At 70.0% G+C, this 25,776-nt stretch carries 15 protein-coding genes and 3 pseudogenes; 7 read left to right on the top strand and 11 right to left on the bottom strand.

What is annotated here, in order from left to right:
- Nucleotides 1-5: 5 nt before the first annotated feature.
- From ABR737_RS03780 to ABR737_RS03770, 3 genes are all read right to left on the bottom strand, one after another.
- Nucleotides 6-1,178, bottom strand: coding sequence for an FAD-dependent oxidoreductase (locus ABR737_RS03780; RefSeq protein WP_350248753.1), 1,173 nt, complete (start codon nucleotides 1,176-1,178; stop codon nucleotides 6-8).
- A 144-nt stretch (nucleotides 1,179-1,322) separates the two neighbouring features.
- Nucleotides 1,323-3,026 (bottom strand): APC family permease, encoded by a 1,704-nt coding sequence (locus tag ABR737_RS03775; protein WP_350248752.1) that lies wholly within the window; start codon nucleotides 3,024-3,026, stop codon nucleotides 1,323-1,325.
- 375 nt (nucleotides 3,027-3,401) lie between these two features.
- Nucleotides 3,402-13,082, bottom strand: a complete 9,681-nt coding sequence (locus ABR737_RS03770; protein WP_350248751.1) for an Ig-like domain repeat protein — start codon at nucleotides 13,080-13,082, stop codon at nucleotides 3,402-3,404.
- A gap of 501 nt (nucleotides 13,083-13,583) precedes the next feature.
- Between ABR737_RS03770 and ABR737_RS03765 the strand changes: the two are divergent.
- The 4 genes and pseudogenes from ABR737_RS03765 to ABR737_RS03750 form a co-directional block, all read left to right on the top strand.
- Nucleotides 13,584-13,895, top strand: a pseudogene (locus tag ABR737_RS03765) (restriction endonuclease); the annotation flags it as partial.
- 119 nt (nucleotides 13,896-14,014) lie between these two features.
- Complete coding sequence (locus ABR737_RS03760; RefSeq protein WP_350257153.1) at nucleotides 14,015-14,494, top strand: hypothetical protein; 480 nt, start codon at nucleotides 14,015-14,017, stop codon at nucleotides 14,492-14,494.
- Nucleotides 14,412-14,603: pseudogene (locus tag ABR737_RS03755) on the top strand (Imm49 family immunity protein); the annotation flags it as partial. The gene ABR737_RS03760 and the pseudogene ABR737_RS03755, both read left to right, overlap by 83 nt.
- Before the next feature lie 322 nt (nucleotides 14,604-14,925).
- Nucleotides 14,926-15,477, top strand: coding sequence for an HAD domain-containing protein (locus ABR737_RS03750; RefSeq protein ID WP_350248750.1), 552 nt, complete (start codon nucleotides 14,926-14,928; stop codon nucleotides 15,475-15,477).
- 402 nt (nucleotides 15,478-15,879) lie between these two features.
- Here the strand turns inward: ABR737_RS03750 and ABR737_RS03745 are convergent, their stop codons facing one another.
- Entirely contained in the window at nucleotides 15,880-16,398 is a 519-nt protein-coding gene (locus ABR737_RS03745; RefSeq protein WP_350248749.1) for an NUDIX hydrolase, read from the bottom strand.
- 533 nt (nucleotides 16,399-16,931) lie between these two features.
- Here ABR737_RS03745 and ABR737_RS03740 point away from each other — a divergent pair.
- Complete coding sequence (locus tag ABR737_RS03740; RefSeq protein ID WP_350248748.1) at nucleotides 16,932-17,390, top strand: SRPBCC family protein; 459 nt, start codon at nucleotides 16,932-16,934, stop codon at nucleotides 17,388-17,390.
- 2,257 nt (nucleotides 17,391-19,647) lie between these two features.
- On the opposite strand, the gene ABR737_RS03735 is transcribed toward ABR737_RS03740, so the two are convergent.
- The gene (locus tag ABR737_RS03735) at nucleotides 19,648-20,112 is read right to left on the bottom strand and encodes a hypothetical protein (RefSeq protein WP_350248747.1); all 465 of its coding nucleotides are present in this window, start codon (nucleotides 20,110-20,112) and stop codon (nucleotides 19,648-19,650) included.
- A 231-nt stretch (nucleotides 20,113-20,343) separates the two neighbouring features.
- Here ABR737_RS03735 and ABR737_RS03730 point away from each other — a divergent pair, with 231 nt between their 5' ends.
- The gene (locus tag ABR737_RS03730; RefSeq protein WP_350248746.1) at nucleotides 20,344-20,547 is read left to right on the top strand and encodes a hypothetical protein; all 204 of its coding nucleotides are present in this window, start codon (nucleotides 20,344-20,346) and stop codon (nucleotides 20,545-20,547) included.
- Nucleotides 20,548-20,579: 32 nt separating this feature from the next.
- On the opposite strand, the pseudogene ABR737_RS03725 reads toward ABR737_RS03730, so the two are convergent.
- A pseudogene (locus ABR737_RS03725) lies at nucleotides 20,580-21,310 on the bottom strand (Type 1 glutamine amidotransferase-like domain-containing protein).
- A 104-nt stretch (nucleotides 21,311-21,414) separates the two neighbouring features.
- On the opposite strand from ABR737_RS03725, the gene ABR737_RS03720 reads away from it, so the two are divergent.
- A protein-coding gene (locus ABR737_RS03720; RefSeq protein ID WP_190842255.1) for an IS5 family transposase occupies nucleotides 21,415-22,229 on the top strand; the annotation gives its coding sequence in 2 pieces (ribosomal slippage) (nucleotides 21,415-21,772 and nucleotides 21,772-22,229; 816 coding nt in all).
- 14 nt (nucleotides 22,230-22,243) lie between these two features.
- On the opposite strand, the gene ABR737_RS03715 is transcribed toward ABR737_RS03720, so the two are convergent.
- The 5 genes from ABR737_RS03715 to ABR737_RS03695 form a co-directional block, all read right to left on the bottom strand.
- Entirely contained in the window at nucleotides 22,244-22,393 is a 150-nt protein-coding gene (locus tag ABR737_RS03715) for a hypothetical protein (RefSeq protein ID WP_350248745.1), read from the bottom strand.
- A 543-nt stretch (nucleotides 22,394-22,936) separates the two neighbouring features.
- Complete coding sequence (locus ABR737_RS03710) at nucleotides 22,937-23,260, bottom strand: thiamine-binding protein (protein ID WP_350248744.1); 324 nt, start codon at nucleotides 23,258-23,260, stop codon at nucleotides 22,937-22,939.
- Nucleotides 23,261-23,277: 17 nt separating this feature from the next.
- Nucleotides 23,278-24,417: an MAB_1171c family putative transporter gene (locus tag ABR737_RS03705; protein ID WP_350248743.1), complete on the bottom strand. Its 1,140-nt coding sequence runs from the start codon at nucleotides 24,415-24,417 to the stop codon at nucleotides 23,278-23,280.
- Nucleotides 24,402-24,920 (bottom strand): hypothetical protein, encoded by a 519-nt coding sequence (locus tag ABR737_RS03700; RefSeq protein WP_350248742.1) that lies wholly within the window; start codon nucleotides 24,918-24,920, stop codon nucleotides 24,402-24,404. Before ABR737_RS03700 ends, ABR737_RS03705 begins: the two co-directional genes overlap by 16 nt.
- 95 nt (nucleotides 24,921-25,015) lie before the next feature.
- Nucleotides 25,016-25,495, bottom strand: a complete 480-nt coding sequence (locus tag ABR737_RS03695) for a helix-turn-helix domain-containing protein (RefSeq protein ID WP_350248741.1) — start codon at nucleotides 25,493-25,495, stop codon at nucleotides 25,016-25,018.
- Between the last annotated feature and the right edge of the window lie 281 nt (nucleotides 25,496-25,776).

The following is a 25,776-nucleotide window of genomic DNA, read 5'->3' as shown; positions in this document are numbered from 1 at the left end:
CGGGCTCAGCCCGCGTCGCCGGAGACGGCGTTCATGTCGAGGTCCCAGTCCAGTTGGCGGGCCAGCGTGTCGTCGCCGGGACGCTGAGGGGAGGGTGCCCGGCCGGTGCGCGCGGGGGTGCGGGTGCCGCGGGAGATCTCTCCGCTGGCGGTGATGTTGTGCTCCACGCGGGGGCGGCGGCACGCCTCGTAGAGGGAGAGCGCGCTGTCCGGGTCGGGCGCGTCCCGCAGGGACTTGGCGAGGATGACGGCGTCCTCCAGCGCCATCGAGGCCCCTTGCCCGGTCGCGGGCGACGCCGCGTGCGCGGCATCACCGATGATCAGGGTCCGCCCGGAGCGCCAGGGGGTGCCGGGCGGGATCTCGGTGGCGTTGGTGGCCATGATGCCGTCGGTGGAGGCCGCGACGATGCCCGCGGCGGGGGTGGCGTCCTGGCCCAGCAGCTCGACGAGTTGCTGCCGCCAACGGGAGGGCGCGGGGTGTGCGAGTTCCTCGGCGGAGAGGGCCTGACCGGCGACGCGCGTGAACCAGTACGTCTCTCCGTCCGGCGAGACCGCATAGCCGAAGGCGGCGCTGCTGCCCCGCACCATGGTGATGTGCCCCGTGTCCTCCGCCGCCGGGGCGCTGTGCGTGTAGCCGTAGAAGACGCTCTGCCCCGCGTAGACGGGGTCCGCGCCGGGCGCGATCGCTTGCCGGACAGTCGAGTTCAGGCCGTCGGCACCGATGAGCAGATCACCGGTCGCGACGCCGCCGTCGGCAAAACGCACGGTCACATTGCTCGGGCCGTTCTCGACGGATACCAGCCGCGCCCCGTGTGACAGCTCGATTCCCCGGCGGAAGACCTCGGCCTGCAACGCGGCGTTCAACTCGCCACGGCGCAGGCACCGGTACCGCAGGGACGCGTCGTCGGCCTCCCCGAGCGGCACATGGGCCATCTCACCACCCTGGCCGTCGAGCACATGCATCGAGCGCAGCGGAAAGCCGAGCGCGGTAACTGCATCCGTGGCGTCGAGCTGTGCCAGCGCGCGCATTCCGTTGCTCGCCAGGGTCAGAAACGCCCCGATGTCCTCGGCCGTGTCGGGATGCGCCTCGTGTACGGCGACGTCGAACCCTGCCTTGTGCAGGGCCAGTGCCGTCGCCGTACCGGCGATCCCGCCGCCGATGACCAGTATGCGTGTCACGTGCCGCTCCATTCGTGTGCGCAGGTCCCCTCGGGCCTCCGGGTAAATGATGTACCCGGTCGGCCCGGCGTTTCCGGAATCTGCGGCCAATGGCTCGCGCACGCTCCGGGGCGGCCTCGGGCGGATGCCCTCGGATGGATGTCCTCAGACGGTGGCCTTCGGGCGTGCGTCGTCGAGGGCCGCGGCGGCTTGCGGGGCGGTCTCGGCGACGGACGGAGCGCTGGTCAGGCCCCGTTCATGGGCCCTGACCCCGGAGCGCACCGCCCAGAAGTAGAAGACCGGGGCGGTGACCGCGATCAGGACGGTGCCCAGCTCACCGGGGAGGACGCCCCGGCCGCCGAAATCGCGGCCGCCCAGCGCGGAGACCGTGGCCGTCCACACCAGGAAGGTGATCATCCACCAGGCCGGAGCGAACTGCCGCAGCAGGCTCGCGCCGCCCCTGCCCTCGTCCTTGCCGGACCCCGCCTCGCGGCTGCCTCCGAGCTCGCCCCGGCGCCACAGCACCAGCGCCGCGACCGGCGCGGACACCAGCGTCAGCAGGGTGATCTTGCCGGTCTCCGGCCACTTCGACCAGTACAGCGCGCAGGCGGCGAAGGCGAAGGTGACCGGGCACAGCACTCCGGCGGCCGGCAGCCGGAACGGACGGGGCAGGTCCGGACGGGTCCGCCGCAGCACCCCCACCGCGACCGGACCGATCAGATACGAGATGACCATGGCCGCCGACACCACGCCGGCCAGCGCCTGCCAGCTGCGGCCGACGGTGACCAGCAGCACCACGGAGAAGCCGAGGTTGAGCCACATCGCAGGGCGGGCGGTGCCGTAGCGGGGGTGCACGGCGGCCAGCTTCCGGGGGAAGAACCCGGTCTCGGCGAGGTTGGTGACCATGTACGCGGCCGAGGCGACATTGGCGATGTTGGACCCGGCCGGCGAGATGAACGCGCCGAACTGCAGCATCGTGACCACCCAGTGCAGCATCAGCAACCCCGCCAGGTCGGCGAACGGCGAGCTGAGGTCCACGCCCTGCCAGCCGCCGGACCGCTCCAGCAGCTCCGGCGGCACCGCGCCGAGGTAGGAGACCTGCAGCGCCAGGTAGATCACCAGGCCCAGCGCGAGCGCGCCGACCAGGGCGAGCGGGATGGCCCGGCCCGGGTTCTTGGCCGCGCCGCCGAGGTTGACCACGGCCTGGAACCCGTTGAAGGCGAAGACCACACCGCAGGTCGTCACGGCGGTGAGCACGGCCGGCCAGCCGTACGGGGCGAAGCCGCCGTGGGCGGTGAAGTTCGAGGTGTGGAAGCCGGACCCGACCAGGGCGAGTACCGCCAGCACCGGGATGGCGAACTTGACCAGGGTGAGCACGGTGTTGGCGCGGGCCAGCAGCTGCACCGACCAGAAGCAGGTCAGCCAGAGCGCGAGGGTCAGGACCAGCGCCACCGCCGTGCCGGAGAGGGTCAGCTGGTGGGTGCCCGGATCGACCAGGCCCTTCGCCCAGTCGAAGCTCCAGGAGGTCATGTACTGGGTGGCCGCGATCGACTCGATCGGGATCAGCGACGCGGTCGCGATCCACACCGCCCAGCCGGTGAGGAAGCCCAGGACCGGACCGTGCGAGAGGTGCCCGTAGCGGGCCATGCCGCCGGGGATCGGGTAGGCCGAGCCGACCTCCGCGTACGACATCGCGATCATGCCGATGAAGATCACGCCGATCACCCACGCGACCAGCGCCGCGGGGCCCGCCACCTGGGCGGCCGAGCCGGCTCCGAAGAGCCATCCGGAGCCGAAGATGGAGCCGATCCCGATCATGATGAGGGCGAAGAGGCTGAGCCCCTTGCGCTCGCCGGCGCTCATGTCCATGGGAGGTGATGTCCGTCCTGGTGTTGCGCGGGCCCCCGCACTGCCGAGGGGCCGCTGTCCTCTGCTGCCGACCACCCTATTTCCGGCCCGGTGCCGGGAATGCCGCTGCGCTGCGCAAACACCGCGTGGACCCGCCCCGGCAGACCACGGGATGGGGACCAACGGGCCCGGGCCGGCGGCCTGTTCACCCTTCGCCCGCTGCGCCTCGGCAGCCCGGGAGGTCCCGGCATGAGACACGTCACAGCGAAAGGGGGAGCGGGTGCCTGTCCGTGAGGACGGTGACGAGCGCTTCGAAGGCCCGTCGCCGCAGGTGGGGCTCGTCGGCCAGTCGGCCGGGTGACACGGGCCACATGGCCGACGGCCGTCCGCGGTACCTCAGTTGTTGACCACCTGGATGGTGGTCCCGCTGGACAGTGCGTAGCCCACGTCACCGTTGTAGTTGCCGGTGACGAGGTGGGTTCCCTTCGGCAGGGGGTTGAAGACTGCGCTGGCCTTGCCGTTGACCAGGGGCACGGTCTGGGGGGTGCGCCCGGTGATGGCGAGGGTGACGGTCCCGGTGGGGGTGCCCGTTCCGGGGGCGACCGTGGTGACCGTCGCGGTGACGGTCACCTGGTCACCTGTCGTCGAGGGGTTCGGCGTGGAGACCACGACCGTGGAGGTGGACGCCTTGCCGACGCTCTGGGTATCGGTGCCGCTGGACGCCGCGTAGCTGTCGTTCCCGCCGTAGGCGGCCGAGATGGTGAACGGACTGCCCGTGGTGCCGGTGTAGGCGTGGGTGACGGTTGCGACCCCGCCGGATACCGGTGCGGTGACGGAGCCGGTCCCGTCGCCGAAGGTGAAGGTGACGGTGCCGGTGGGCGTGCCGGATGCGGCGGACACCGTTGCCCCGATGGTGACCGACTGGCCGGACACGGAGGGATCCGGCGTCGAGGTCACCGTCGTCATGGTCATGCTCTTGCTGAGGGTCTGGGTGTCGCTGCCGGTGGAGGCGGTGAAGTTGGAGTCGCCGTTGTAGGTGGCGGTGACCGGGAACGGGCTGCCGGTGCGGGTGGTCCAGGTGTGGGTGGTGGTGGCGGTGCCGCCGAAGAGGGTGGCTGTGGTGGCGGTGGTGCCGTCGCCGAAGGTGAAGGTGACGGTGCCGGTGGGGGTGCCTGTTCCGGGGGCGAGGGGTGTCACGGTGGCGGTGAGGGTGACGCTCTGGCCGGTGGCGGAGGGGTCGGGGGCGGAGGTCACGGTGGTCGTGGTGGCGGCCTTGTTGACCGTCTGGGTGTCGGTGCCGCTCGATGTCGCGTAATTGGTGCCCCCGTTGTAGGCGGCCGTGACGGTGTACGGGCTGCCGGTGCGGGTGGTCCAGGTGTGGGTGGTGGTGGCGGTGCCGCCGAAGAGGGTGGCTGTGGTGGCGGTGGTGCCGTCGCCGAAGGTGAAGGTGACGGTGCCGGTGGGGGTGCCTGTTCCGGGGGCGAGGGGTGTCACGGTGGCGGTGAGGGTGACGCTCTGGCCGGTGGCGGAGGGGTCGGGGGCGGAGGTCACGGTGGTCGTGGTGGCGGCCTTGTTGACCGTCTGCGTGTCGGTACCGCTGGAGGCGGTGAAGTCGGTGTCGCCGTTGTAGGTGGCCGTCAGGGTGTACGGGCTGCCGGTGCGGGTGGCCCAGGTGTGGGTGACGGTGGCGATGCCCCCGGAGAGGGTGGCCGTGGCGGAGCCGGTGCCGTCGCCGAAGGTGAAGGTAACCGTTCCGGTGGGGGTGCCCGCCCCGGGGGCGACCGGCGCCACGGTGGCGGTGAGGGTGATGGGCTGGCCCACCACACTGGCGTCGGGGGCGGAGGCCAGGGACGTCGTGGTGGTGGCCTTGCCGACCGTCTGGGTGTCGGAGCCGTGGGACGACGCGTAGTTGGTGTCGCCGTTGTAGGTGCCGGTGAGGGTGTACGGGCTGCCGGAGGTGCCGGTGTAGGTGTGGGCGACGGTGGCGGTGCCGCCGGAGAGGGCGACCGTGGCCGGGCTCGTCCCGTCGCCGAAGTCGAAGGTGACGCTGCCGGTGGGGGTGCCCGCCCCGGGGGCGACAGAGGCGACCGTGGCGGTGAGGGTGGTGGGCCGGCCGGCCACGGTGGGGTCGGGGGAGGAGGCCACGGCGGTGGTTGTGGTGGCCTTGCCGACGGTCTGAGTGTCGGTGCCGCTCGATGCCGTGTAGTCGGTGTCGCCGTTGTAGGTGCCCGTGAGGAGGTAGGGGCTGCCGGAGGTGTCGGTGTAGGTGTGAGTGGTGGTGGCAAGGCCGTTGCTGAGGGGCGCGGTCACCGTGGGGCTGCCGTCCCCGAAGTCGAAGGTGACGGTGCCGGTGGGAGTGCCTGCCCCCGGTGCCTGGGCGGCGACCGTGGCGGTCACGGTGGTGGGCTGGCCGGCCACCGTGGGGTCGGGGGAGGAGACCACGGCGGTGGTCGTGGTGGCCTTGCCGACGGTCTGGGTGTCGGTGCCGCTCGACGCGCTGAAACCGGTGTCCCCGTCGTAGCTTGCGGTCGCGGTGTACGGGCCGCCCGCGCCGGTGTACGCGTGGCTGATCCGGGCCACCCCGCCGGAGAGCGACGCCGATGCGGCCGGTGTCCCGTCGCCGAAGTCGAAGGTGACGTTGCCGGTCGGCACCCCGGCGCCCGGACCGACCGGTGCCACCGTCGCGATGAGGGTCACCGGCTGGCCGGTCACCGACGGGTCGGGGGAGGTGACCAGCGTGGTGGTGGTCACTGCCGGCAGCACGGTCTGGGTGTCGCTGCCCGACGAGGAGCTGAAGTTGGTGTCCCCGCTGTAGCCGGCGCTGATGCTGTACGGGCTGCCGGTCGCGCTCGTGTAGGTGTGCGCGACGGTCACGGCGCCGCCGGACAGCGGCGCCGTGATGGCCGCCGTCCCGTCGCCGAAGTCAAAGGTGACGGTGCCGGTGGGCACCCCGGCGCCGGCCGGCATGGGGACCACGGTGGCGGTGACGGTCACCGGCTGGCCGGTCACCGTGGGGTCGGGCGAGGAGATCACCGTCGTCGCGGTGGTGGCGGCCCCTGCCGTCACGGTGTGCGGGGCGATGGCGGTGGCAGTGGTGAAGTCGGCGTCCCCGCTGTAGGCCGCGGTGACGGTGTACGGGCTGCCCGTCGTGGTCGCATAGGCGTGGCCGGTCGTCGCGACCCCGCCCAGGACCGGAGCGGTGACCGGTGCGGTGCCGTCGCCGAAGTCGAAGGTGACCGTTCCGGTGGGGGTGCCGGCCCCCGGGGGAACCGCCGAGATCCGCGCGGTGAAGGTGACGTTCTGTCCGGCGGTGGACGGTTCCGGGGAGGAGACCAGCGTCATCTCCGCGGTGGCCGGGCCCACGGTCTGGGTGTCGCTGCCGGTGGATGGGTCGAAGTCGCGGTCACCCTGGTACGTGGCGGTGAGGGAGTAGGGGCTGCCGGCGGTGGTGGTCCAGGTATGGGAGGCGGCCGCGGTGCCGCCGGTCAGCGGCACGCCGGCCGGTACGCTGCCGTCGCCGAAGTCGAAGGTGACCGTGCCGGTGGGGGTGCCCGCCCCCGGGTCGACGGGCACCACCGTGGCGGTGAGGTCGACGGACTGGCCGGGCACCGAGGGGTCGGGGGAGGAGACGAGGGTGGTGCTGGTCGCCGCCGGCGTGACGGTGTGCGTCCCGGTGCCCGTGGACGCGGAGAATCCCGGGTCCCCGCTGTAGGAGGCCGTGACGGGGAAGGGGCTGCCGGCGGTGGTCCAGGTGTGGGGGGCGGTCGCGGTGCCGTCGGTCAGCGGCACCGCCACCGCATCGGTGCCGTCGCCGAAGTCGAAGGTCACCGTCCCGGTCGGCGTCCCGGCGCCCGGTGCCACCGCCGAGACCGTGGCGGTCACGGTCACCGCCTGCCCCGCCGCCGACGGGTCGGGCGAGGAGCCGACCGCGGTCGTCGTCGACGCCGGCTGCACGGTGTGGCCGGCCGAGCCCACCGAGGCGATGAAGTCGTCGTCGCCGCTGTAGCCGATGGAGACCGTGTATGGGCCGGCCGCCCCGGTGAAGGCGTGCACGGCCGTCGCCAAGCCCTGGGTCACGGCCGTGGTGACCGGTGCGGTGCCGTCGCCGAAGTCGAACGTCACCGTCCCGGTCGGGGTGCCGTCCCCCGGGGCGTCCGGCGTCACCCGTGCGAAGAACGTCACCGGCTCGCCCGTCACCGACGGCTCGGGAAGGCCGCTGACGGTGGTGGTGCTCGCGCCCGGGGTGACGGTCTGGGTGGTGGTGCTGCCGGCGGGAGCGAAGTCGGTGTCACCGAGGTAGGCGGTGGTCAGGGTGTAGGGACTGCCGGCCGTGCCGGTCCAGGCGTGGGTGACGGTGGCGGTGCCGTCCGTCACGGAGGTGGTGACCGGCGGGGTGCCGTCGCCGAAGTCGAAAGTGACGGCGCCGGTCGGGGTGCCGGCCCCGGGGCTGACGGCGGAGACCGTGGCGGTGACGGTGACCGGCTCGCCCGGCACCGCCGGGTCCGGGACGGCGCTGACGGAAAGGCTGCTCGCGGCCGCGGTGACGGTGTGCGAACCGGTGGCCGACGTGGGAGCGAAGTCGGCATCCCCGCTGTACGCCGCGGTGAGGACGTACGGGCTGCCCGTGGTGCCGGCCCAGGTGTGGGTCAGGGTCGCCGCCCCGCCGACGAGCGGCACCGCCACCGGTGCCGTGCCGTCACCGAAGTCCACGGTGATCGTGCCGGTCGGCGTGCCGGCGCCCGGTGCGGTCGCGGTGACCGTCGCGGTCACGGTCACCGGCTGGCCCGACACCGACGTGCCGGGCGCCACCGTGATCACCACGTCGGACGTCGCACGGTCCACGAAGTGGCCGGTGGTGCCCGCGGAGGCGGTGAAGTCGGCATCGCCTCCGTACGTCGCGGTGACGGCGTAGGGGCTGCCGGCGGTGCCGGCGAAGGCGTGCTCGGCGGTGGCCACGCCGGCCACCACGGGCGCGTCCACCGTTCCGGTGCCGTCGCCGAAGTCGAACGTCATGGTGCCCGTCAGGGCACCGGCACCCGGAGCCGCCGGCGCCGCCGTCGCGGTGAAGGTGACCGGCTGACCGGCCACGGACGGCTCCGGCGCGCCGCTTACCGCGGTCGTCGTGGCGTCCGGCAGCACCGTCTGGCCGGCGGTGGCCGCCGCGGTGGTGAAGTCGCCGCTGCCGTTGTAGACGGCGCTGATCGCGTAGGGGCTGCCCTGGCTGGTGGCGTAGGCGTGGGTGAGCAACGCGGCCCCGCCCGCCAGCGCCACCGTCGTGGGAGCCGAGCCGTCCCCGAAGTCGACGGTGACCGTGCCGTCCGGCACCCCCGCTCCCGGCGGCACCGCGGCGGCCGTCACCGCGACGGTCACCGGTTCACCCACCACCGACGGACCGCCGCCGGCGGTGACCGTGAGTACGGTTGCGGCCTGCACCACGGTCTGCGTCGTGCTGCCCGCGGAGGCGCTGAAGTCGTCGTCGCCGCTGTAGGAGGCCGTCACGGTGTACGGGCTGCCGCCCGTGGTGGTGTACGCGTGCACCACCGTCGCCAGTCCCTCGACCGCGTCGGTGGTCACGGCCGGGGTGCCGTCGCCGAAGTCGAAGGTGACCGTGCCGACCGGCGCGCCCGTAGCCGGGGGCACCGTCGCGATCGCCGCGGTCAGGGTGACCGGCTGGCCGGCCGACGACGGCTGGGGCGAGGCGATCACGAGGGTGGACGTGGCCGCCGGGTTCACGGCCTGGGTGTCGGTGTCCGAGGAACCGGTGAAGTTCGCATCGCCGCTGTAGACGGCGCTGACGGTGTAGGGGCTGCCGGCGGTGCCGGTGTACGGGTGGACGGCGATCGCGGCCCCGTCGGCGACCGGGACCAGCACGGCCTCCGAGCCGTCGCCGAAGTCGAAGGTGACATACCCGCCGGGGGTGCCGGCGCCGGCCGCTCCGGACGCGACGGTGGCCGTGCAGGTGACCGGTTCGCCGGTCACCGAGGGGTCCGGCGCGGAGAGCAGCGTCGTCGTCGAACCGGCCTGGTCGACCGTCTGGCTGTCGACCCCGGACGACCCCGCGAAGTCGATGTCACCGCTGTAGACCGCGGTCACCGAGTAGGGACCGGCGGCCGTGTAGGTGTGGGTGGCCGTCGCCGCGCCACCGGCCAGCGGCACCACGACCGTCGGGGAGCCGTCGCCGAACGCGAAGGTGACGGTGCCCGTCGGGGTGCCGGAGGCCGGCGGGAGGACCGCGACCGCAGCGGTGAAGGTCACCGTGCCGCCGACGACGGACGGATCGGGCGCCGAGCTCACCGTCGTCGAGGTGGTCGACACACTCGTCGCCACGCTCTGCGCGGCCGTCCCCACCGACGCCGCGAAGTCCCCGTCCCCGGCATAGGACGCGGTGACGGTGTAGGGGCTGCCCGCGGTGGTGGTCCAGGCGTGGGTCACCGTCGCCAGGTTGCCGGAGACCGGTGCGGTGACAGTCGGGGTGCCGTCCCCGAAGTCGAAGGTGACCGTCCCCGTCGGGGTGCCCGCACCCGGCGGAACGGGCGTCACCCGCGCGATCAGCGTCACGGTCTGGCCCACCGCTGCGGGCGTGGCTGACGAGATCACCGTGGTGGTGGTCTCGGCCGGTGCGACGGTGTGCACGATGGTGTCGTCGGACGGGGCGAAGTTGCCGTCCCCGCTGTAGTGGGCGGTGATCGTGTAGGGGCTGCCGGAGGCGCTGGTGTAGACGTGGGTGACGGTGGCCGAGCCGTCGACGAGCCGGGCGGTGAGGACCGGACTGCCGTCGCCGAAGTCGAAGGTGGAGTCGCCGGTCGGGACGCCCGCCGCGGGCGCGACGGGGGTCACGGTGACCGTTACGGCCTCGCCGGTCACCGTCGGGTCCGGTGCGGCGGTGACCGTGGTGACCGTGGCGGCCTGCTCGACGCTGTGCAGTGAACTCCAGCTGGAATCGCTGAAGTTGGCGTCTCCGCTGTAGGTGACGGTGACCGCGTACGGGCTCTGCGAGGCGTTGGCGTAGGCGTGGGTGGTGCCGGCGGAGCCGGCGCTGAGCGGGGTGGTGGCCGGCGCCGTGCCGTCGCCGAAGTCGAAGGTGACGGTGCCGGTCGGGGTGATCGAGGACGCCGGGACGCCTTCCACCGTGGCGCTGAAGGTGACGGGCTGCCCCGTCACCGAGGGGGAGGGGGTGGTGCTCACGGTCGTCATCGAGGAGGCCTGGGTGACCCCCTGACTGTCGGCCCCGGCCGAGGGGTTGAAATTGCCGTCGCCGCTGTAGGTCGCGGCGACCGTGTACGGACTGTCCGACACCTCCGGATTGGCGTGGCTGGCCACCGCCGTGCCGCCCTCGACCGGCACCGTGACCGGCGGGCCGCCGTCGCTGAACTCGAAGGTCACGGTGCCCGTCGGGGAACCGCCGGCCGGCTCCTCGGGGACGACCTTGGCGACGAAGGTCGTCGACTGCCCCACCGTGGAGGGGTCGGGCGTAGAGGTCAGGTCGGTGGTGGTGTCGGCCGGCTGCACGGTCTGGGCCCCGGTGCCGGCGGACGCGGTGAAGTCGGCGTCGCCGTTGTAGACGGCGGTGACCACGTAAGGGGTTTCGGCCACGTCGGTGTAGACGTGCGTGGTCTCGGCGGTGCCGTCGGCGAGGGCCGCGGTGTCGGTGGGGGAGCCGTCGCCGAAGTCGAAGGTGACGGTGCCGGTGGGGGTGCCGGCTCCCGGCGGGACGGTGGTGACCGCCGCACTGAACGTCACCTCCTGCCCCACCGTGGAGGGGTCGGGCGCGGAGACCACGGCGGTGGTGGTGCCGGCCGGCTGCACGGTCTGGGTGAAGGTGCCCACGGACGTGATGGTGTCGCCGTCGCCGTTGTAGGTGACGGTGACCGTATACGGGCTCTGCGCGGCGCCGGTGAAGGTGTGCGAGGTGGCGGCGGCCCCGTCGGTGAGGGGGACGGTGACCGGTGCCGAACCGTCGCCGAAGTCGAAGGTGACGGTGCCGGTGGGGGTGCCCGCGCCGGGCGGGACGGTGGTGACCGTCGCACCGAACGTCACCGGTTCACCCACCGCCGCGGGGCCGGGCGAGGCGGTGACGGCGGTCGTGGACGCGGCCTGACCGACCGTCAGCGCGGCCGTTCCCGTCGAGGAGGCGACGTTGCCGTCGCCGTTGTAGGTGGCGGTGACGGTGTACGAGGTCTCCGCCGCCTCGGCGTAGGCGTGGTCCACGGCCGCCACGCCGTCCGTCAGCGGGGCGGTGACGGTAGGGGTGCCGTCGCCGAAGTCGAAGGTGGCGGTGCCGGTGGGGGTGCCGGCCCCCGGCGCGACGGTGGTGACCGTCGCGGTGACCGTGACCGGCTGGCCGGCCACCGACGGGTTCGGCGCCAGGTTCACGTCCGTGCTGGAGGTGGCCTGTTGGACGGTCTGGGTGTCGGTGCCGGTCGAGGCGGTGAAGTTGCCGTCCCCGCTGTAGTCGGCGGTGATCGCGTAGGGGTCCACGGCGGCGTCGCCGTAGGCGTGGCTGATCGTTGCGGCACCTCCCGTCAAGGGGGCGGTGACGGTGGGGGTGCCGTCGCCGAAGTCGAAGGTCACCGTGCCGCTCGGCGCCCCGTCCCCCGGCGCTACGGGGGCGACCCGCGCGACGAGGGTGACGTCCTGCCCCGCCACCGAGGGGTCGGGGGCGGACAGCACGGTGGTGGTGGTCGAGGCCGCCCCGACCACCTGGGTGTCCGTCCCGCCGGACGGGATGAAGAAGACGTCGCCGCCGTAGGAGACGGTGACCTCGTACGGGGTCCCGGACGGAGCGGTGTAGACGTGGCTGACCGTCGCCGTGCCGTCGGTGAGGGCCGCCGGCACGGGCGCCGAGCCGTCACCGAAGTCGAAGGTGACGGTGCCCGACGGGGTGCCGGTGGTGGGCGGAACTCCCGTTACCACGGCGGTGAAGGCGACCGGTTTCCCCACGACGGAGGGGTCGGGCGCGGAACTGACGGCCGTCTCCGTGGGCGCCTGGTAGCCGAAACTGCCGGACACGGTCACGCTGCCGCCCGGGGTGGTGATGACGAGGTCGGCCGGTCCCGGCGTCCCCGGGGGCGTCACCACCAGCAGCAGGGTGTCGGAGTACGGACGGAAGGACACCGCGGGCAGACCGCCGACGGTGACGGCGGTGACCTGGCTGAGCCCGGTGCCCCTCACCACCAGGGTGGTACCGCCCGCGATCGGCCCGGTGGCCGGGCTGACACCGCTCACCGACGGCAGCGCGGCATACGAGTAGAGCAGGCGGTTGCTCACTCCGCCGATGGTGGTGACGTAGACCGGGACGGTACCGGCCCCCGCGACCGGGGGAGCGGTCACCAGCAACTGCTCGCCGGAGACCGCGGTGGGGAAGGCGATCGCCTCACCGAAGTGCACCAGCAGCGCGGTGCTCAGGTTGGCGCCCACCAACTCCACCACATTGCCCCCGCCGACCGGACCTGCGGAGGGGATGAGCCGCGAAATGCTGGGCCAGTACAGGTAGAAGAAGTACCCGACGCGGGCGCTGCCGCCGGGTGTGGTGACGGTGACCGGAACCGCCCCGCTGCCCCCGGGGGCCACCGCCACGATGGTCCGGTCGTCCAGGACGGAGAAGCCGGCCGCCGCCCGGGCGCCGAAATACACCGCGGTGGCGCCGGTGAAGTGGCGCCCGACGATCGTCACCAGGGTGCCGCCGCTGTAGGAGCCCTGGTCGGGGAAGACCCCGGAAATGCTCAGCAGCCCGGGTACATCGGCCCGGCCGGCCCGGTCGGCGAGGCTGGTCCGCCGAAGCAGCCCCGGTGTGCCCGGCAGCCCTGATGTGCCGGGCAGCCCCGATGCGCCGACCGCCCGGGCCAGTGCGCCGGGCAGGGCGTGCAGCAGCGAGCCGCTGCCGAGCGCCCTCGGCAGGTCCGCGCGGTCCACTGCGGTACGGAGCACCAGGTCGTCCCCCGCCTCCCGCGCCACGTGCGGGACCGGGGCGCTCAGGGTGGGCACGACCTTGCCGGAGACCGGGTCGATGACGGCGATGCAGTTCCCGTCCCGGTCGGTGATCAGAAAGGGCCCGCTCGGGCGCTCCGGAGTCAGCATGAGACCGTCCTCGCTCGCGTCGTGCTGTGGATGACCGCATCGACGGCTCCCGCATGGCGGCACATCGAGGGAGGCAGGGCGGCCGGGGACGGGAGCGGGCGCGCTCTTCCGACCGCGGGGCGCGGGGCGGTGAGGTGCCCGGGGCGAACAGGACGGACAGCATGCATAACGGCTCCAGACCAGTTCGCGGGCCGGCCGCACGATGTGGCGCGCCCTGCGGCGCCGACACGGCCGTTACCTGCATGCCTCAACGGAGGAGCGCGCTCGGATGCCTCGTCATGACGAACGAGACTCCGACACGGGCAGGACGCCTTTCACTCCCCCGGAAAGGATGGGCGGCCCACCGGAATCGGACGGAGCAAGTAACCCATTCCGGTGACGGCGAAGGCAACACTCCGAGTGCGAGGTCACCCGAAAGGCCGATCGAGTGGCGCGGTGGTTGCGTAGTCGTGGCGCGGTGGTGGTGCAAGCGACCCCGCCGTCCGCAGCACCGACGTCTCCGGCGGAAAGAACGACCGCGGCCTCGACGTCCTGGTCCATCTCCACAGCGGCGACCGCTACCTCCTCCAGTGCAAGCGCTGGAAAGGCCGCGTCGGCTCCGAAGAGGTCATGAAGATCAATGGAACCTACCGGGACATTTACGGCTGTGTCGGCGCGGCCATCATTACCACCAGCGCCTTCACCGCAGACGCCGAGCGCACCAACGCCATGCTGCCCAAGGCACTGCGCCTCATCGACGGCCGCGGCCTCGCCCGCTGGGCCTCCGGCGGCAGGGCCCCTTGGGGTGAGGCTGCGGTAGGCGGTAGGCGGTAGGCGGGAGGCAGGTCGGACACTTCATACGCCCCCCTTGCTTACGCTCCCTCGCCTACGCAGCCTTTGTCTCCGCCCCTTGTCTACGCTGCAAGCCAACTCAGCGATCAAGGCGTCAGGGCGTGCAGATCAAGCGTCACCAGGAGATCCTCTTCAAGGCGCGCGCCTCGCACTCCGCCGATGTCACGGACGTCCAACTGGCGAACCTGCGCCTGGCCTCCCAGCTGGGAGCGGCCCTGTTCCGAATAGCCCTCGCCGAACCCGGCACCGAGGCCGAGGTGACCATCGACGGTCGTACGGTCGCCTACACGGCCGCTCGTGACGAGAACATGAGCCCAGGCCACTGGCAGACCGCCACGAACTTCGCCCTGGTCACCGACGTACGCGAGGACCTTGCCCCGCAAGTGCAGACTGGTCCGACCCACGCCCACAAGGACGACTCGCCATTCGCCTCGTACCGCGAAGCCCTCCAACAACTATCTGAGGGGCGCGGCCCCCCGCCCGGCGACGCAGCGTGCCCTGCACGACGTCGAACGGGCCAAGGACTGGGGCTTCTTCCCACCACCCGTCGTCCTCTTCTCCCAGCTCGTCGAGGGCGATGAGGAGAGCTTCAACTTGGCCCTGGCCGACGCCCTCGAAGCCCACCGTGATCGCTACCACGTCGCCGACCGCGCGGACGACTGCGACGCAGCGCTCAACCTCGACATCCTGGCGCTGACCTGCCATGCCCGCCGCAGGGGCTGGGCGATCCGGGTTGCGTCCCCTATGTGCCGCAGCGGCTGCTCCAGGCGGCAGAACCCTTCTGGCCGGCACCCCGTGCACAAACGGGCCGCCCGCCGCGGTGACGGTGAACCGGGCGCTGAACAGGACCCGCCCCCTCCCACACGAGCGGGGACCGGCAACATGGTCAGCCGTCAGCCGTCAGCCGTTGGCGATCGGCGATCAGCGGTCAGCCTCCTCATCGACGCGACCGAGGGGTGGTGCCCATCGCTCGGTTCCTGTCGCTCGGTGCCCATCGCTATCCTCTCCTGCTGTGACTGGCTCTGTGCGGCGTCCGCTGCTGTTCCTCGATGTCGACGGTCCGCTCATCCCCTTCGGCGCGGAGCCGCAGCACTATCCGACCTATGCGACAGCCCTCAATTCACCTGCGGGCGACGTGAATCCGCTCCTGACCAGGATCAATCCTGCGCACGGGCCCAAGCTGGCCGCGCTCCCGTGCGAGGTCGTATGGGCCACGACATGGATGGCTGACGCGAACGAGTGCATCGCTCCCATGATCGGTCTCCCGCCGTTGGCCGTGGTGGTCTGGCCGGAGCCGTCCGCCATCGATGACCAGGACGAACGCGCCGGACTGCACTGGAAGACCCGCGCCCTCGTCGAATGGGCGGCGGGGCGGTCGTTCGTCTGGGTCGATGACGAGATCACCGACACCGACCGGGCCTGGGTCGCCGCCCACCACCCGGGACACGCCCTGCTGCACCGCGTAGACGCCCGCCTTGGTCTGACCGATGGCGACTATGCGGCTCTCGGCTCGTGGCTGCGCCAGCCGTTCGTGTCGGAGGAGGCCGGTAGCAGCGCAGGGTGACTGCCTTGCTTAGGTCTCCCTGGCTCCTGGCTCCCGGCTCCCGGCTCCGGGCCCCCAGCTCCCGGAGGCCGACGCCGGTTGCCGGAGGCGACGGCCCTGTCGAGCGGAAGCCGGGAGTGCTCAGCCGGCCTTGGCCGGCTCCTCGGCTCGGACTCATGTGCCGGCGAGCCGATAGGAGTCGGTCGGTGCCGGTCTCGACAAGGGTGCCGTCGAAGGCGAGACGGTCGACGAACTGGATAACGCCGCAGCAGGCACGATCAGCGGCTACCCCCGCGGGCGCGGGGAGCAGCCGGAGTCCAGAGAGCGAGTTCGACCGGGTGAAGGGACCATGCCTGCCTGCACGGAGAGCACAGCCGTGTACGAGGAGCTACCCTCGCCGGTTCCGTGAGGACAGTAGGCCGACTACGTGACCTGCTCGCCGTTGCGGCGGGCATCGACGTGTGGGTTCATCACCGGCGGCTCGACGGAGGCCTTCCAAGCGTCAAGGACCGCCTTCACGGCCGGTGACACCTGCTCCTGCCCCGCTGCGTCAGCCCACAGATAGGCGTCGTGCTCGTCCGGGGAGAGCCGAACGGGCAGGCTGAGGTCCGCCGAGGCGGCGAAGGTGAACTGGCGGGCACGCCTTCCGGAGCCGGAGGTGTAGTCGAAGTGACCGAGGTAGTCGTCGACGGAGACCAGAGCGAGGCCGGTCTCCTCCCTCACTTCGCGATGGAGAGCGTCGAGCAGACTCTCCCCGGGGCCCACGTCGCCGGAGGGAAGTTCCCACAGGCCTCCCATGAAGTCGTCGGCCGCACGGTGCATGAGCAGCACGTGGCCGTCGTCGTCGGGGATGACAGCCCCGACGACATGCTTGGCGATGGCGTCCCGGTCAGCCGCCGCCAAGAGGTCGTTGATCAGCTCAGCACGGGCAGCAGGAGTCACGGCACATCCTTGTGGTTGAGGGCGACCTTGGTGATAGCCGCGACCTACGCGTCCGCGAGGCTGCGGTCCTGCCCGCGGTGTCATACGGGAGCTCCATCGTGCCGCCGTGCACCAGACGACCACCAGGCGGACGCCACGGCAGCCCTCGGCGGCGGCACCGTCGTGAAGCGTATCCCGGAGGCGTGCGCCGGGCCGCCGAATGAGCGGACGGTCAGCCATGGACGGGTGGAGCCGGGCAAACCAACCTCCCGCGCGCCTTCGACGAGCACCGCGCTCACAAACTGGGGAGTGGGCAGTGTCGTGTCCAGCACGGATGTTGACGCCACCCACCGGCACCAGGCGTCAATCCTCCGGGCGGCGGGCACCTCACAGTCAGGGCGGCCGGCTGCGGTGCGCGCGCAAGACCGAAAAGCCGTGTGGCCGCTGTCTAAGACGCCGGTTACCGGGCACCCGCCGGACTGCGCGAGATACGCGTCGCGGGCTTCATCACCCGCGCAAGCCACCACTCAAGCCACCACTGAGGAGGCGTAGCAATGAGCACCGTGAAGGAAACGGTGGACGTCGAGGTCCCGGTCCACACCGCCTACAACCAGTGGACGCAATTCGAGGAGTTCCCGAAGTTCATGGAGGGTGTCGAGAAGATCACCCAGCTCGATGACGAGCGCAACCGCTGGACCGTCAAAATCGGCGGCGTGCAGCGGGAGTTCGACACCGAGATCATTGACCAGCTCCCGGACGACCGTATCGCCTGGCGGACCACCACCGGCGACACGCGGCAGAAGGGCCTGGTCAGCTTCCAGCGCCTGGATGAGACGCACACCCGGGTGGAGCTGGTGATGGACATCGAGCCTTCGGGTGTGGCGGAGAAGGCCGCCGACGTCTCGGGAACCATCGAACGGCGAGTCAAGGGAGATATGCGGCGCTTCAAGCACTACATCGAGCACCGCGGCGCCGAATCCGGAGCCTGGCGCGGCCGGATCCAGCCCGGCTGACCCAACCCGGTAGCCCGGCTGCCACCACGACGAAGCCGCCCGACCCGCCCCTCCCCGTGGACTACGAGAGCCAACCGGGAGGAGCGGGTCGAAGGCGCCATGGCGTCAGTGCGTGCGGTGAACCCGGCTCCCGCAGTAGCCGCCGGGCAGGGGCCTCTTGGACCGGAGCGACGCGCGCCACGGCATCCACCGAAGCCACACCAGCTGAACTGGGCAACCGAGGCCCGAGCTCTCGGCCGTTCGCCGCCAAGGCCCCACCGGCTCCGCGGGCCGGCCGGTTCGGTCCGAACCGCAGACAACACGGCACGGGGACACGGACGGGCTGTGGGGACAATGCGTGCACTACTTCGTCCAGGGACGGCGAGGGTCCTCGACGACTTCGCCTGCCGCCGCTGAACAGCTGGCACCCCCAACTGGCCGTGCTCCACACGGCACCGGACCCGGTTGTGCACGGTCAGCGGCGTGCCTAAGGCCATGGCGCGTGCTATGGGGGGTCCGGTGGAGCACAACTCCGGAATGACAGCCATGGGGGTGGGAGTTCATCGGAGTCACCTCAGGCCCGGCGCCCTGGGGCTCGTGTGCTCGGCCGGACTGGGCTTTTACGCCGACGTGCTCGCCTGCGCGGGCTGGGTCCGGGAAGACCATTGAGCGCAGCACTTGATCCGGCCGCCGCCACGTCGCATCGAGTCTGATGCGGCTTAGCGGCTACACCGCTGGTCAGCGGCGTCAGACGCTCTGAGGTCCGGTGAGCGTAGCGGTTGGCGGACGTGCGGTGCGCGAGAGAGACGGTCGCGGCCGTGGTGTGTCGTGTGGGAGGGGGAGGTGAGAGCCCGGATCCATCGGATCCGTGGGCCGGGTAATCTCGGCCTCGTCGGGTGTCGCCGGACTGAGAAGGCACCGTCCGGCGCCTGGCAGCTGCCCGCCGGCGCCACCGTTCAACGCCCGTGGAGATCATCTGCGAAGCACAACAACACGCCTGCACTCCTCGCCTCCTGCTTCGAGTCTGCACACCCGCCGTGTCCACGGTGGCCCTTTTCCTGCGGCAGGCCGTGGCGGGAAGCCTCGCGTCTGCCGTGCCCTTGACGCTTAGCCCCAGGACCGCCTGCGGGGCGTCGCTGCCGTCGTCTACAACCTGGGTGATCAGACCTATCGGCTGCCGGGGACCGGGAATCCGGTCGAGACCGCCGCGGCCGTGCACTGTCCGAAAGGTCTTGGCACCGCGCCGTAGCCATTCATCGTCCAGTTGCACAGCCGGCGCGAGACCCGCGCGGACCCGACACGGCAGCGGCAGTTCGTGGCGCCGTCGGAGGGGTCGAGAGCTGGGACGTGTATGCGGCCGCCCACCAGAAACTGTTCAGCGTCACCCACCGCGCCATGGTGCGCTGCGACACCCCGGCACGATGGCCGGCCTTGGGGCGGAGTCTGGTCCGCAGCCGGCAGAAACCGTAGGTGAGCCTGGGCGCTTGAGGGAACGGGCCGGCTACGCACCACACACCAACCCCTGCGCGATCTCTCCCGGGGCCGGTCTCCAAGCAGCGAGCCGGCAGGGCCGGCTTCCTGCGGTCCGTAGCCTCTGGTCTCCCACACCGTCCGGCCTGCCCGCCAGTTGTGCACTTTCGAGACAGCACCCGCCGACGTCGTCTACATGAGCACGCAAGAGCGCCGACGACGGGCACGTGTCGCGCGTTCGAGGGGAACGACGAGCCGGTTGCGGATGACCGGATCTGGCTACGCAGCCGTCGGCCGCAACGGCTCGCCACCGGGATGCAGCGCGACGTGCTCGCCGTCGGGTTGTCTGTGCTCCTGGCTGGTGCGTCACGGAAGCTGCGAGGGTGCGCAGGGGTTCGGTGAGTTCGGGGTGGTCGCCGCGGGAGGCGGACTGGAGGAGGTCGGCTGCGGCGATGAGGAGTGCGGTGTGGCCGGCAGGACTGTCCAGGATGGGGATTTCGGCACGAATGCGGGCGGCGGGGCGAGGAGGGAGTGGGCATCCGGCAAAGCTGGGTCGTAGCCCACTGGTGCCGGCCCGAACCCTTCGAAGTCCAGCAACGTCGGCCCGCTCACAGTCAGGTTGGCGAAGTGGCAGTCGCCGTGGGCGGTGGCTCAGTCGATCTCGGCCGGGGGAAGCCTGCGTGCTGGGGGAGTGCGCGGTCGATCCGCTGCCGGCGCACCGCGACCCGCTCGGTGGGTGTGGCTGTGATGGTCTCCAGGCCGGTGTGCAGGGATTTCCGCCAGGTCTCCGGCAGCTCCAGCTCACCGGTCAGCACGGGCTCCGGCGCAGGTGGGGGAGTCGATGCATGCGGTGAGTTCGGCGGTAGGCGGTGCCGTCGCGCTCGGTGCCGTCGTGGATGCCGTGCAGGGCCGGCTTGCGCACCCCGGGGAAGGCGGCGGCTGCCTCTGTGGTGCCCTCCCACGGCTTCCCCGTCGCCAGCTCGGCCGGCGCGGAGATCAGCCGCAACCAGCAGGCTCCCTGGTCAGGGAGGTGCGCCTTCTGTCCGAGGGTGCGGGCCTGGTAGCCCCACAGCCGCCGCCCCTCGACCGTGACGCCGAGTGCGGCGCTCGCCTCCTGCTGTGCGGCGAGTGCGCGGTGTTCGTCTGCCGGGGTGGTGGGCGAGTACATCGCACACCTTCCGCAGGTCCGGGGCGAGATGGCCGCCTGGTCGAGGGCGGCGCGAGCGGCCTCCCGGTGTGCCGGAACTACCGCGGCGAGGCTATCGAAGCCCATCGCACGTTCATCGCCCGGCGCCGAGCACTTCGGCCCAGCGAGGAGTATCGAACCCCCACCAACGAGGAATGGGATGCCTTCCTCGGACACTTCGAGCGACGCAAACTGTCCATCGGAAGCTGCGCTCGCGCATTCGGAACTCCCTGCATCCACGAACACGCGTGTATTCGATGCTCCATGCTCCGACCGGATCCGGCTCAGAGACACCGCCTCGTCGAGATCCGTGACAACTTGATCGCCCGAATCACCGAAGCAGAACTGGAGGGATGGCTTGGTGAGATCGAAGGACTCCAAGTCAGCCTCGCCGGCGCAGAGGAGAAGCTCACCCAGCTCGACGCAGAGCAAGTCCGTCAACGCCAAGTGATCGATCTCGGCATGCCCCGCTTCAGCCAGATCGCGACACGAATCAGCACGGCAACGAGTCCTACACACTGAGCCTGCGGCGGGTCTGCTTACTGCGCGGCAGCCTAGCTCTGGGAGACAGTAAGAAGCCTGCGAGGCTCGATACGCTCCTCCACCGCCTTGTCTCCCTCACGCCTGACGAGGTACGCCCCCTTGCCAGGGATCTCGGTCACTGCCTCTACCAGCTTTGTTCCGCGGTAGACCAGACCGACTCCGTCATCGGTGCAATGGGCCGTCGGCAAGGTTCCGTCCGCGACAAGGCGGTGAACCAGCGGCCGTCGCCCCTCATCCACGTCGTTACCATAGGGGAGGAAACCGAGGGCGTTCGTAAGCGGGCGCAGCTCCGGTCCGAATGAGTCGGTGGGTCCCCCTTCGAACCAGCAGATAGATCCCGCGCTCACCCCGCTCAGTACAATGCCGGCCTGCCAGGCGCGGCGCATGACGTGGTCCAGCTCATGGACTCGCCACACTGCCAGCAGGTTGGCCACTGAGCCGCCCATGACCCAAACGACATCCTGATCGAGCACTGTCTCCTCGATGTCCTCCACGTTGGGCATCGGAAACAGATGCAGAGGTCTCAGATCGAACCCCGCTATCCGCCAGCCTCTGTCATACGGGCCGTGAAGTGCTCCGCATCTCCTATCGCGGTGCCCACGTACATAACGCGCGGGCGTCGACCGTGAACCCCGGAAAGGTCAACAGCGTGATGCACCAAAGCATCGAACATCACCCTGGTACGCGTTCCGACTCGGTGCCCACCAGATGTGGCGACGATAGTCGGTTCGGCTGACGTCATGGCCGTGATCATAGTGGCCACCTAGTGGGGGCCCTCGGCCACCTGTGTCCGGAAGCACGCACTTAGAGCGTGTCCTACATGGTCAGTTGGCGGTTGTGCTGGACATGGGGAGTGGACGGTGGGGATGGATCGTTCCGGACGGCTTGTGGGAGTTGGCAAGACCGTTGCTGCCGGCGGCGCGGGTTCGTCCGCAGGGCGGCGGGGTCGCGAACATCGATGATGAGGCGGTGTTTGCCGCGATCATCTACGTCCTGGTCAGCGGCTGTGCCTGGCGGGCGTTGCCGCCGTGCTTCGGAGCGTCGAAGTCGACCGTGCACCGCCGCTTCGCCATCTGGTCTCGTGCCGGGGTCTGGGGCCGACTGCATCAGAAGGTTCTCCAGCTTCTGGATGAGCAGAACCTGGTCGACCTGTCCCGTGCGGTCCTCGATTCCGCCCACGTGAGGGCTAAAAAGGGGGCGCACTTGCAGGTCCGAGCCCCGTGGACCGAGGTAAGCCCGGTTCCAAGATGCATGTCCTGTCCGACGCGAACGGACTGCCCCTACGGGTCGCGCTCTCCGCGGCCAACATCCACGACAGCCTCGCTCTGAAGCCGATGCTGTCCCATTTCCACATGGGACACGAATCCCACGCGGCCGACTCCAAACCCGCGCGCCTTCATGCAGACAAGGCGTACGACATCCCTCACCTGCGGCGTTGGCTGTGGGGCAAACGCATCGGCATCCGTATCGCCCGCAAGGGCATCGACTCCAGCGAGCGGCTCGGCCGTCGCAGGTGGGTCATCGAACGCACCATGTCCTGGCTGACCGGCTACCGCCGCCTCAACCACCGCTACGAGCGGAAACCAGGCAACTACCTGGCCTTTCTCGGACTGGCATCCGCTCTCTGCTGCTACAAGCGGTTCCTCAAACTGACCATGTAGGACACGCTCTTAGTTCAGAGAAGAGTTCGTCTCCGTGCAGGGGGCGCGGAGGCGAAGACCTGCCAGCCACGCTCGGCTGCTGCACCGATCGGTCCGCGGCCGTCGAGGGCCAGTTCGAGCGCGTCTGTCTCGACCAGGCTGACCGGCAGCTGCACAGCACGCACGCAGTTGGTGGTCGGGGAGCCTGCGGCTTCGGTGGCCAGGCGGTCCAGTTCCTCGACGGTCAGCCTCGGTGAAGCCGAACCAGGTGGCGATGCCGTACGTGCTCAGGTGCCCGGCTGCTGCCGCCTCCTCCAGGACGGCAAAGCCTTGCGCAGCACGATCGGCAGCACTGCGGGATCGTCGGTGCGCCGTGGCGGTCACTGTCTTCCGCTCGTGAAGCACCGGCCATGCGGCGAGCTGATCGTGTCATCAGCGTCGGATGAGCTCCTTGTCCCAGTCTGCAACACACGAAAGCCGTACGGCGCCGGCAACTTGTCACGCAAGCCTTCGTGGGGTCTGTTCCCGACCTGCACTGCCCGGCCTCGCTCCCCCAAAGGTAAAGTGGGCGAGCGACGGTTGATCAGCACGGTCGAACTACCCGGGCTGCGTGAGGCACGTGCACGATTGTGGAGACCGTGAGTTCGGTCCGGTGGCACAGGCCCAATCCGGGTGCTCCCCGTTCTTGGTGGTCGCCCCTTGGCGCATCCGGCGGATCGGCTGTTGCGCTACGTGGTGGGTGAGGGTGAGCCCGGGGTAGCGTCCGCGATTCGCTGCTCGAGAAGTCCGATCTTTCCATCAAGAGGGTTGGGCATGCCGGGCCAGAAGTCTGCCTGGATAACGAGCTGGACCCGGGGTGCTTTAGCGGCAACGGCGTCCTTTGCCCGCTTGATCACGTCCATGACTTCTTCCCATTCACCCTCGATCATCGTGTACATGGAGTCTGACCGGTTCGGGAGGCCGGATTCACGAATGATTTTCACTGCGTCAGCGATGTACTCAGCGACGCCTGCTTCTACGCCCATGGGGGTCAGGGAAAAGGCGACGAGCATAGTTGTTCTTCCTTTCGCTAGATCGTGCCTGTCAGGGATTCTCTATAGGCATGGACAGTTGGTGACTTGTAGGCTTCTGCGATCTGAAGCAGGTGGTTAATCTCTTCGGTGAGATCGTTCGTGCTGGGACCGGCGAGGTTGGCAGTCTGGGACTGAGGAGCCGTACCGCTGCTCATTGCCTGCAGAGCAGCAGTGAGCCAGCAGGCAGTTATGTGAGCCTGGCCCAACGGCGACGGGATGGCTTGATCGGTGATGTGCTGGTGTGCCAGATCAAGGGCAGACGGGGTGACGTAGTTCCGCAGTACGATCATCGCGTCTCTGATCTCGATCACTCTCCGGTACAGGCGGAGCTGGAGGGGGACAAGCATGCTCTGGAAGCGCTGGCCCGGCCCGAGGACGACGTCCGGGGTGGCGGTGGTGAGGTCCAGCCATAAAGGGGCTAGTTCTCGGTAGGATCTCCCGTCGCGCCAGCGGTCGCGTACCTGCGCCAGGACAGGAAGCGCCATCCCCACTGCCATAAACAGGGCTTCGATGCCGGTGACGGGTGAGAACAATGGTACGAAGGCTGCCGAGCGCGTCTGCACATACGCAAGTTTGAGAACCCACAGCAGGTCCGCCAGAAGCATGCTGGTGCCGAACAGGCGCAACCCATAGCGCAACAGTCGTGGAGCATCGGATCGGCTGTAGCTCCAGCATACGAACCCGCAGGTACTGTCCGCGACCAGGTGAAAGGAGAAGAAGATCCACCAGTAGATGTCCGGAACGCTTGGGGTCGCCGGCGAGGGGATGATCGCGTTACGGGCGTGCGGGGGAGCGTTGGAATCCAGAATCACCAGAGTGGTCACGACCGTGATGGCGGCGCTGAACACCAGGGCGGTATGACGGTGCCGTCCTGCGGCTCCGCAGATGAACCACAGCACTGCAGCTGCGTCGATGATGCCGAAGAGGTGCGTGGTCATGTCGATCCAGTGCGCATCTGGGGCTACGTGCGCCAGCGCCGTGGTGACGGGCTCGAGGTGCGTCGACATCGCGAGAGCGATCATGAGTATCGCGAACCATAAGGTCCGTTGCTCCCGGTCACGGACCCCTTGTGGTGCCCGGGCGAGTGCTACGCCCCACAGAGCGGATATGCCGGCAGCCTCTATCCACGGTGGCATGACGCTCCCGAATGCCGGGATTTGCGCAAGCCCATGGCAGATTCCAACCCGCCCAGCATTCCGGAAAGGAGCGTGGGGGCGGGAACGCGGCCGGCAGCCTCCAGGATGAGGCTGGCCATCATCTCTGCTTCTTGCTCCTGCTCATCGGAGTACCGGATGCGGGGTAGTGCTTGCCGGATGGACTCCGGGTCCGCGATGTCGATCATCCGGTAAAGCTGCTGGTCATCACCCGCTGACCGGTGGCCGCACACCATGTGTCCGATCTCGTGCACGATGATGTGCTCTTGGTGCAGAAGGCTGGTCTGCGAGTCGTAGAAGATGTAATCGCCGTGCTCGGCGACCAGCCACATGCCCGACGGGGTGCCGGGGGCCGTTGGCGTCGGCAACGGAAGCAGATGCAGCGGCCGGTCTCGTTCCCCCGCGAGCCGGCTACATAATTCCTCTGCAGAAAAAGGCTCTGGCAAGGGGATGCCGCCGATCACCTTGCGGCAACGGCGGCGCATACGCCTCCAGCGCATCTCAGTCGAGTCTCCAGGGTTCGTCGGGGCAGGAGGGCATATGACCTTGTAACCGAGCCGCATCCTGTAGCAGGGCGGGCTCATGCGCGTGGCGGGGACGGAGGTTTTTTCGTACCTTGCTCCAGCGCACGGATCTGGCGAATCATGTCCGCGGCCATCCGTTTCCCCTCTGGGGACAGCGCCGTGAGGTCGCCGCGCAGATATACCGCGCTCACTCCGGCCTCGGCCATGGACCTGTCCAGTTCACGGCGGGCCAGGTCTTCCTCGTCGATCACGCTTCGGGCCACATCATCGTCGGTGAAGTACGACACTGGCACACCGAAGTACGCTGCCAGAGCGCTGAGATGCCGCAGGGTCGGGTTGGTGCGCTCTCCGCGGTGCAGTTGCCACAGGTACGCGCCGGAGAACGTCTCGCCCGACTGCGCGGCGATTTCCGTTGCCATCGTCTTGTAGGACGGCTTGTCATCATTGCCCGGTTTGGCGTGCAGCTTGAGCAAGTGATCGAGCTTGTGCGCAACTGTCAAACGCTGCCGGGGCGTGATGCCCTCCTGGCCGCTCATCGCCGACTCCCTATGCAAGGCACCTGTGTTGGGCTTCCTCATCGTGCCCGAAGACGGCATGCGCGAGAAGTGGCACACCCCCTCCGGGTGCTCGCCCCGGCTGCCGGCGAACGGTCTGCTGTGCATGTGAGGAGGCATTCTGCCAGCGGCCGGTGGTGCTGCAGTCACCCCAAAGTCCCCGGACCGCGGGCGCAACCGCCGGCAGGGAGACGTCCCGACCCCCTTCGACAACTGGCATGAACGAATGGCTGGTTCCTGGTGTCATATCAGTTGACGGCCGC

It is taken from the genome of Streptomyces sp. Edi2 (genome assembly GCF_040253635.1).
In the GTDB taxonomy this organism is placed as follows: Bacteria; Actinomycetota; Actinomycetes; order Streptomycetales; family Streptomycetaceae; genus Streptomyces.
The sequence above is the reverse complement of the archived record's forward strand: the minus strand, read 5'-3'. Positions and strand labels throughout refer to the sequence as shown.

Coding starts and splice junctions, on each gene's coding strand:
- ABR737_RS03740 (WP_350248748.1), top strand. CDS start 16,932: ATGAGCACCGTGAAGGAAACGGTGGACGTCGAGGTCCCGGTCCACACC.
- ABR737_RS03770 (WP_350248751.1), bottom strand. CDS start 13,082: ATGCTGACTCCGGAGCGCCCGAGCGGGCCCTTTCTGATCACCGACCGG.
- ABR737_RS03695 (WP_350248741.1), bottom strand. CDS start 25,495: ATGAGCGGCCAGGAGGGCATCACGCCCCGGCAGCGTTTGACAGTTGCG.
- ABR737_RS03775 (WP_350248752.1), bottom strand. CDS start 3,026: ATGGACATGAGCGCCGGCGAGCGCAAGGGGCTCAGCCTCTTCGCCCTC.
- ABR737_RS03735 (WP_350248747.1), bottom strand. CDS start 20,112: ATGGGCTTCGATAGCCTCGCCGCGGTAGTTCCGGCACACCGGGAGGCC.
- ABR737_RS03705 (WP_350248743.1), bottom strand. CDS start 24,417: ATGCCACCGTGGATAGAGGCTGCCGGCATATCCGCTCTGTGGGGCGTA.
- ABR737_RS03700 (WP_350248742.1), bottom strand. CDS start 24,920: ATGCGCCGCCGTTGCCGCAAGGTGATCGGCGGCATCCCCTTGCCAGAG.
- ABR737_RS03710 (WP_350248744.1), bottom strand. CDS start 23,260: ATGCTCGTCGCCTTTTCCCTGACCCCCATGGGCGTAGAAGCAGGCGTC.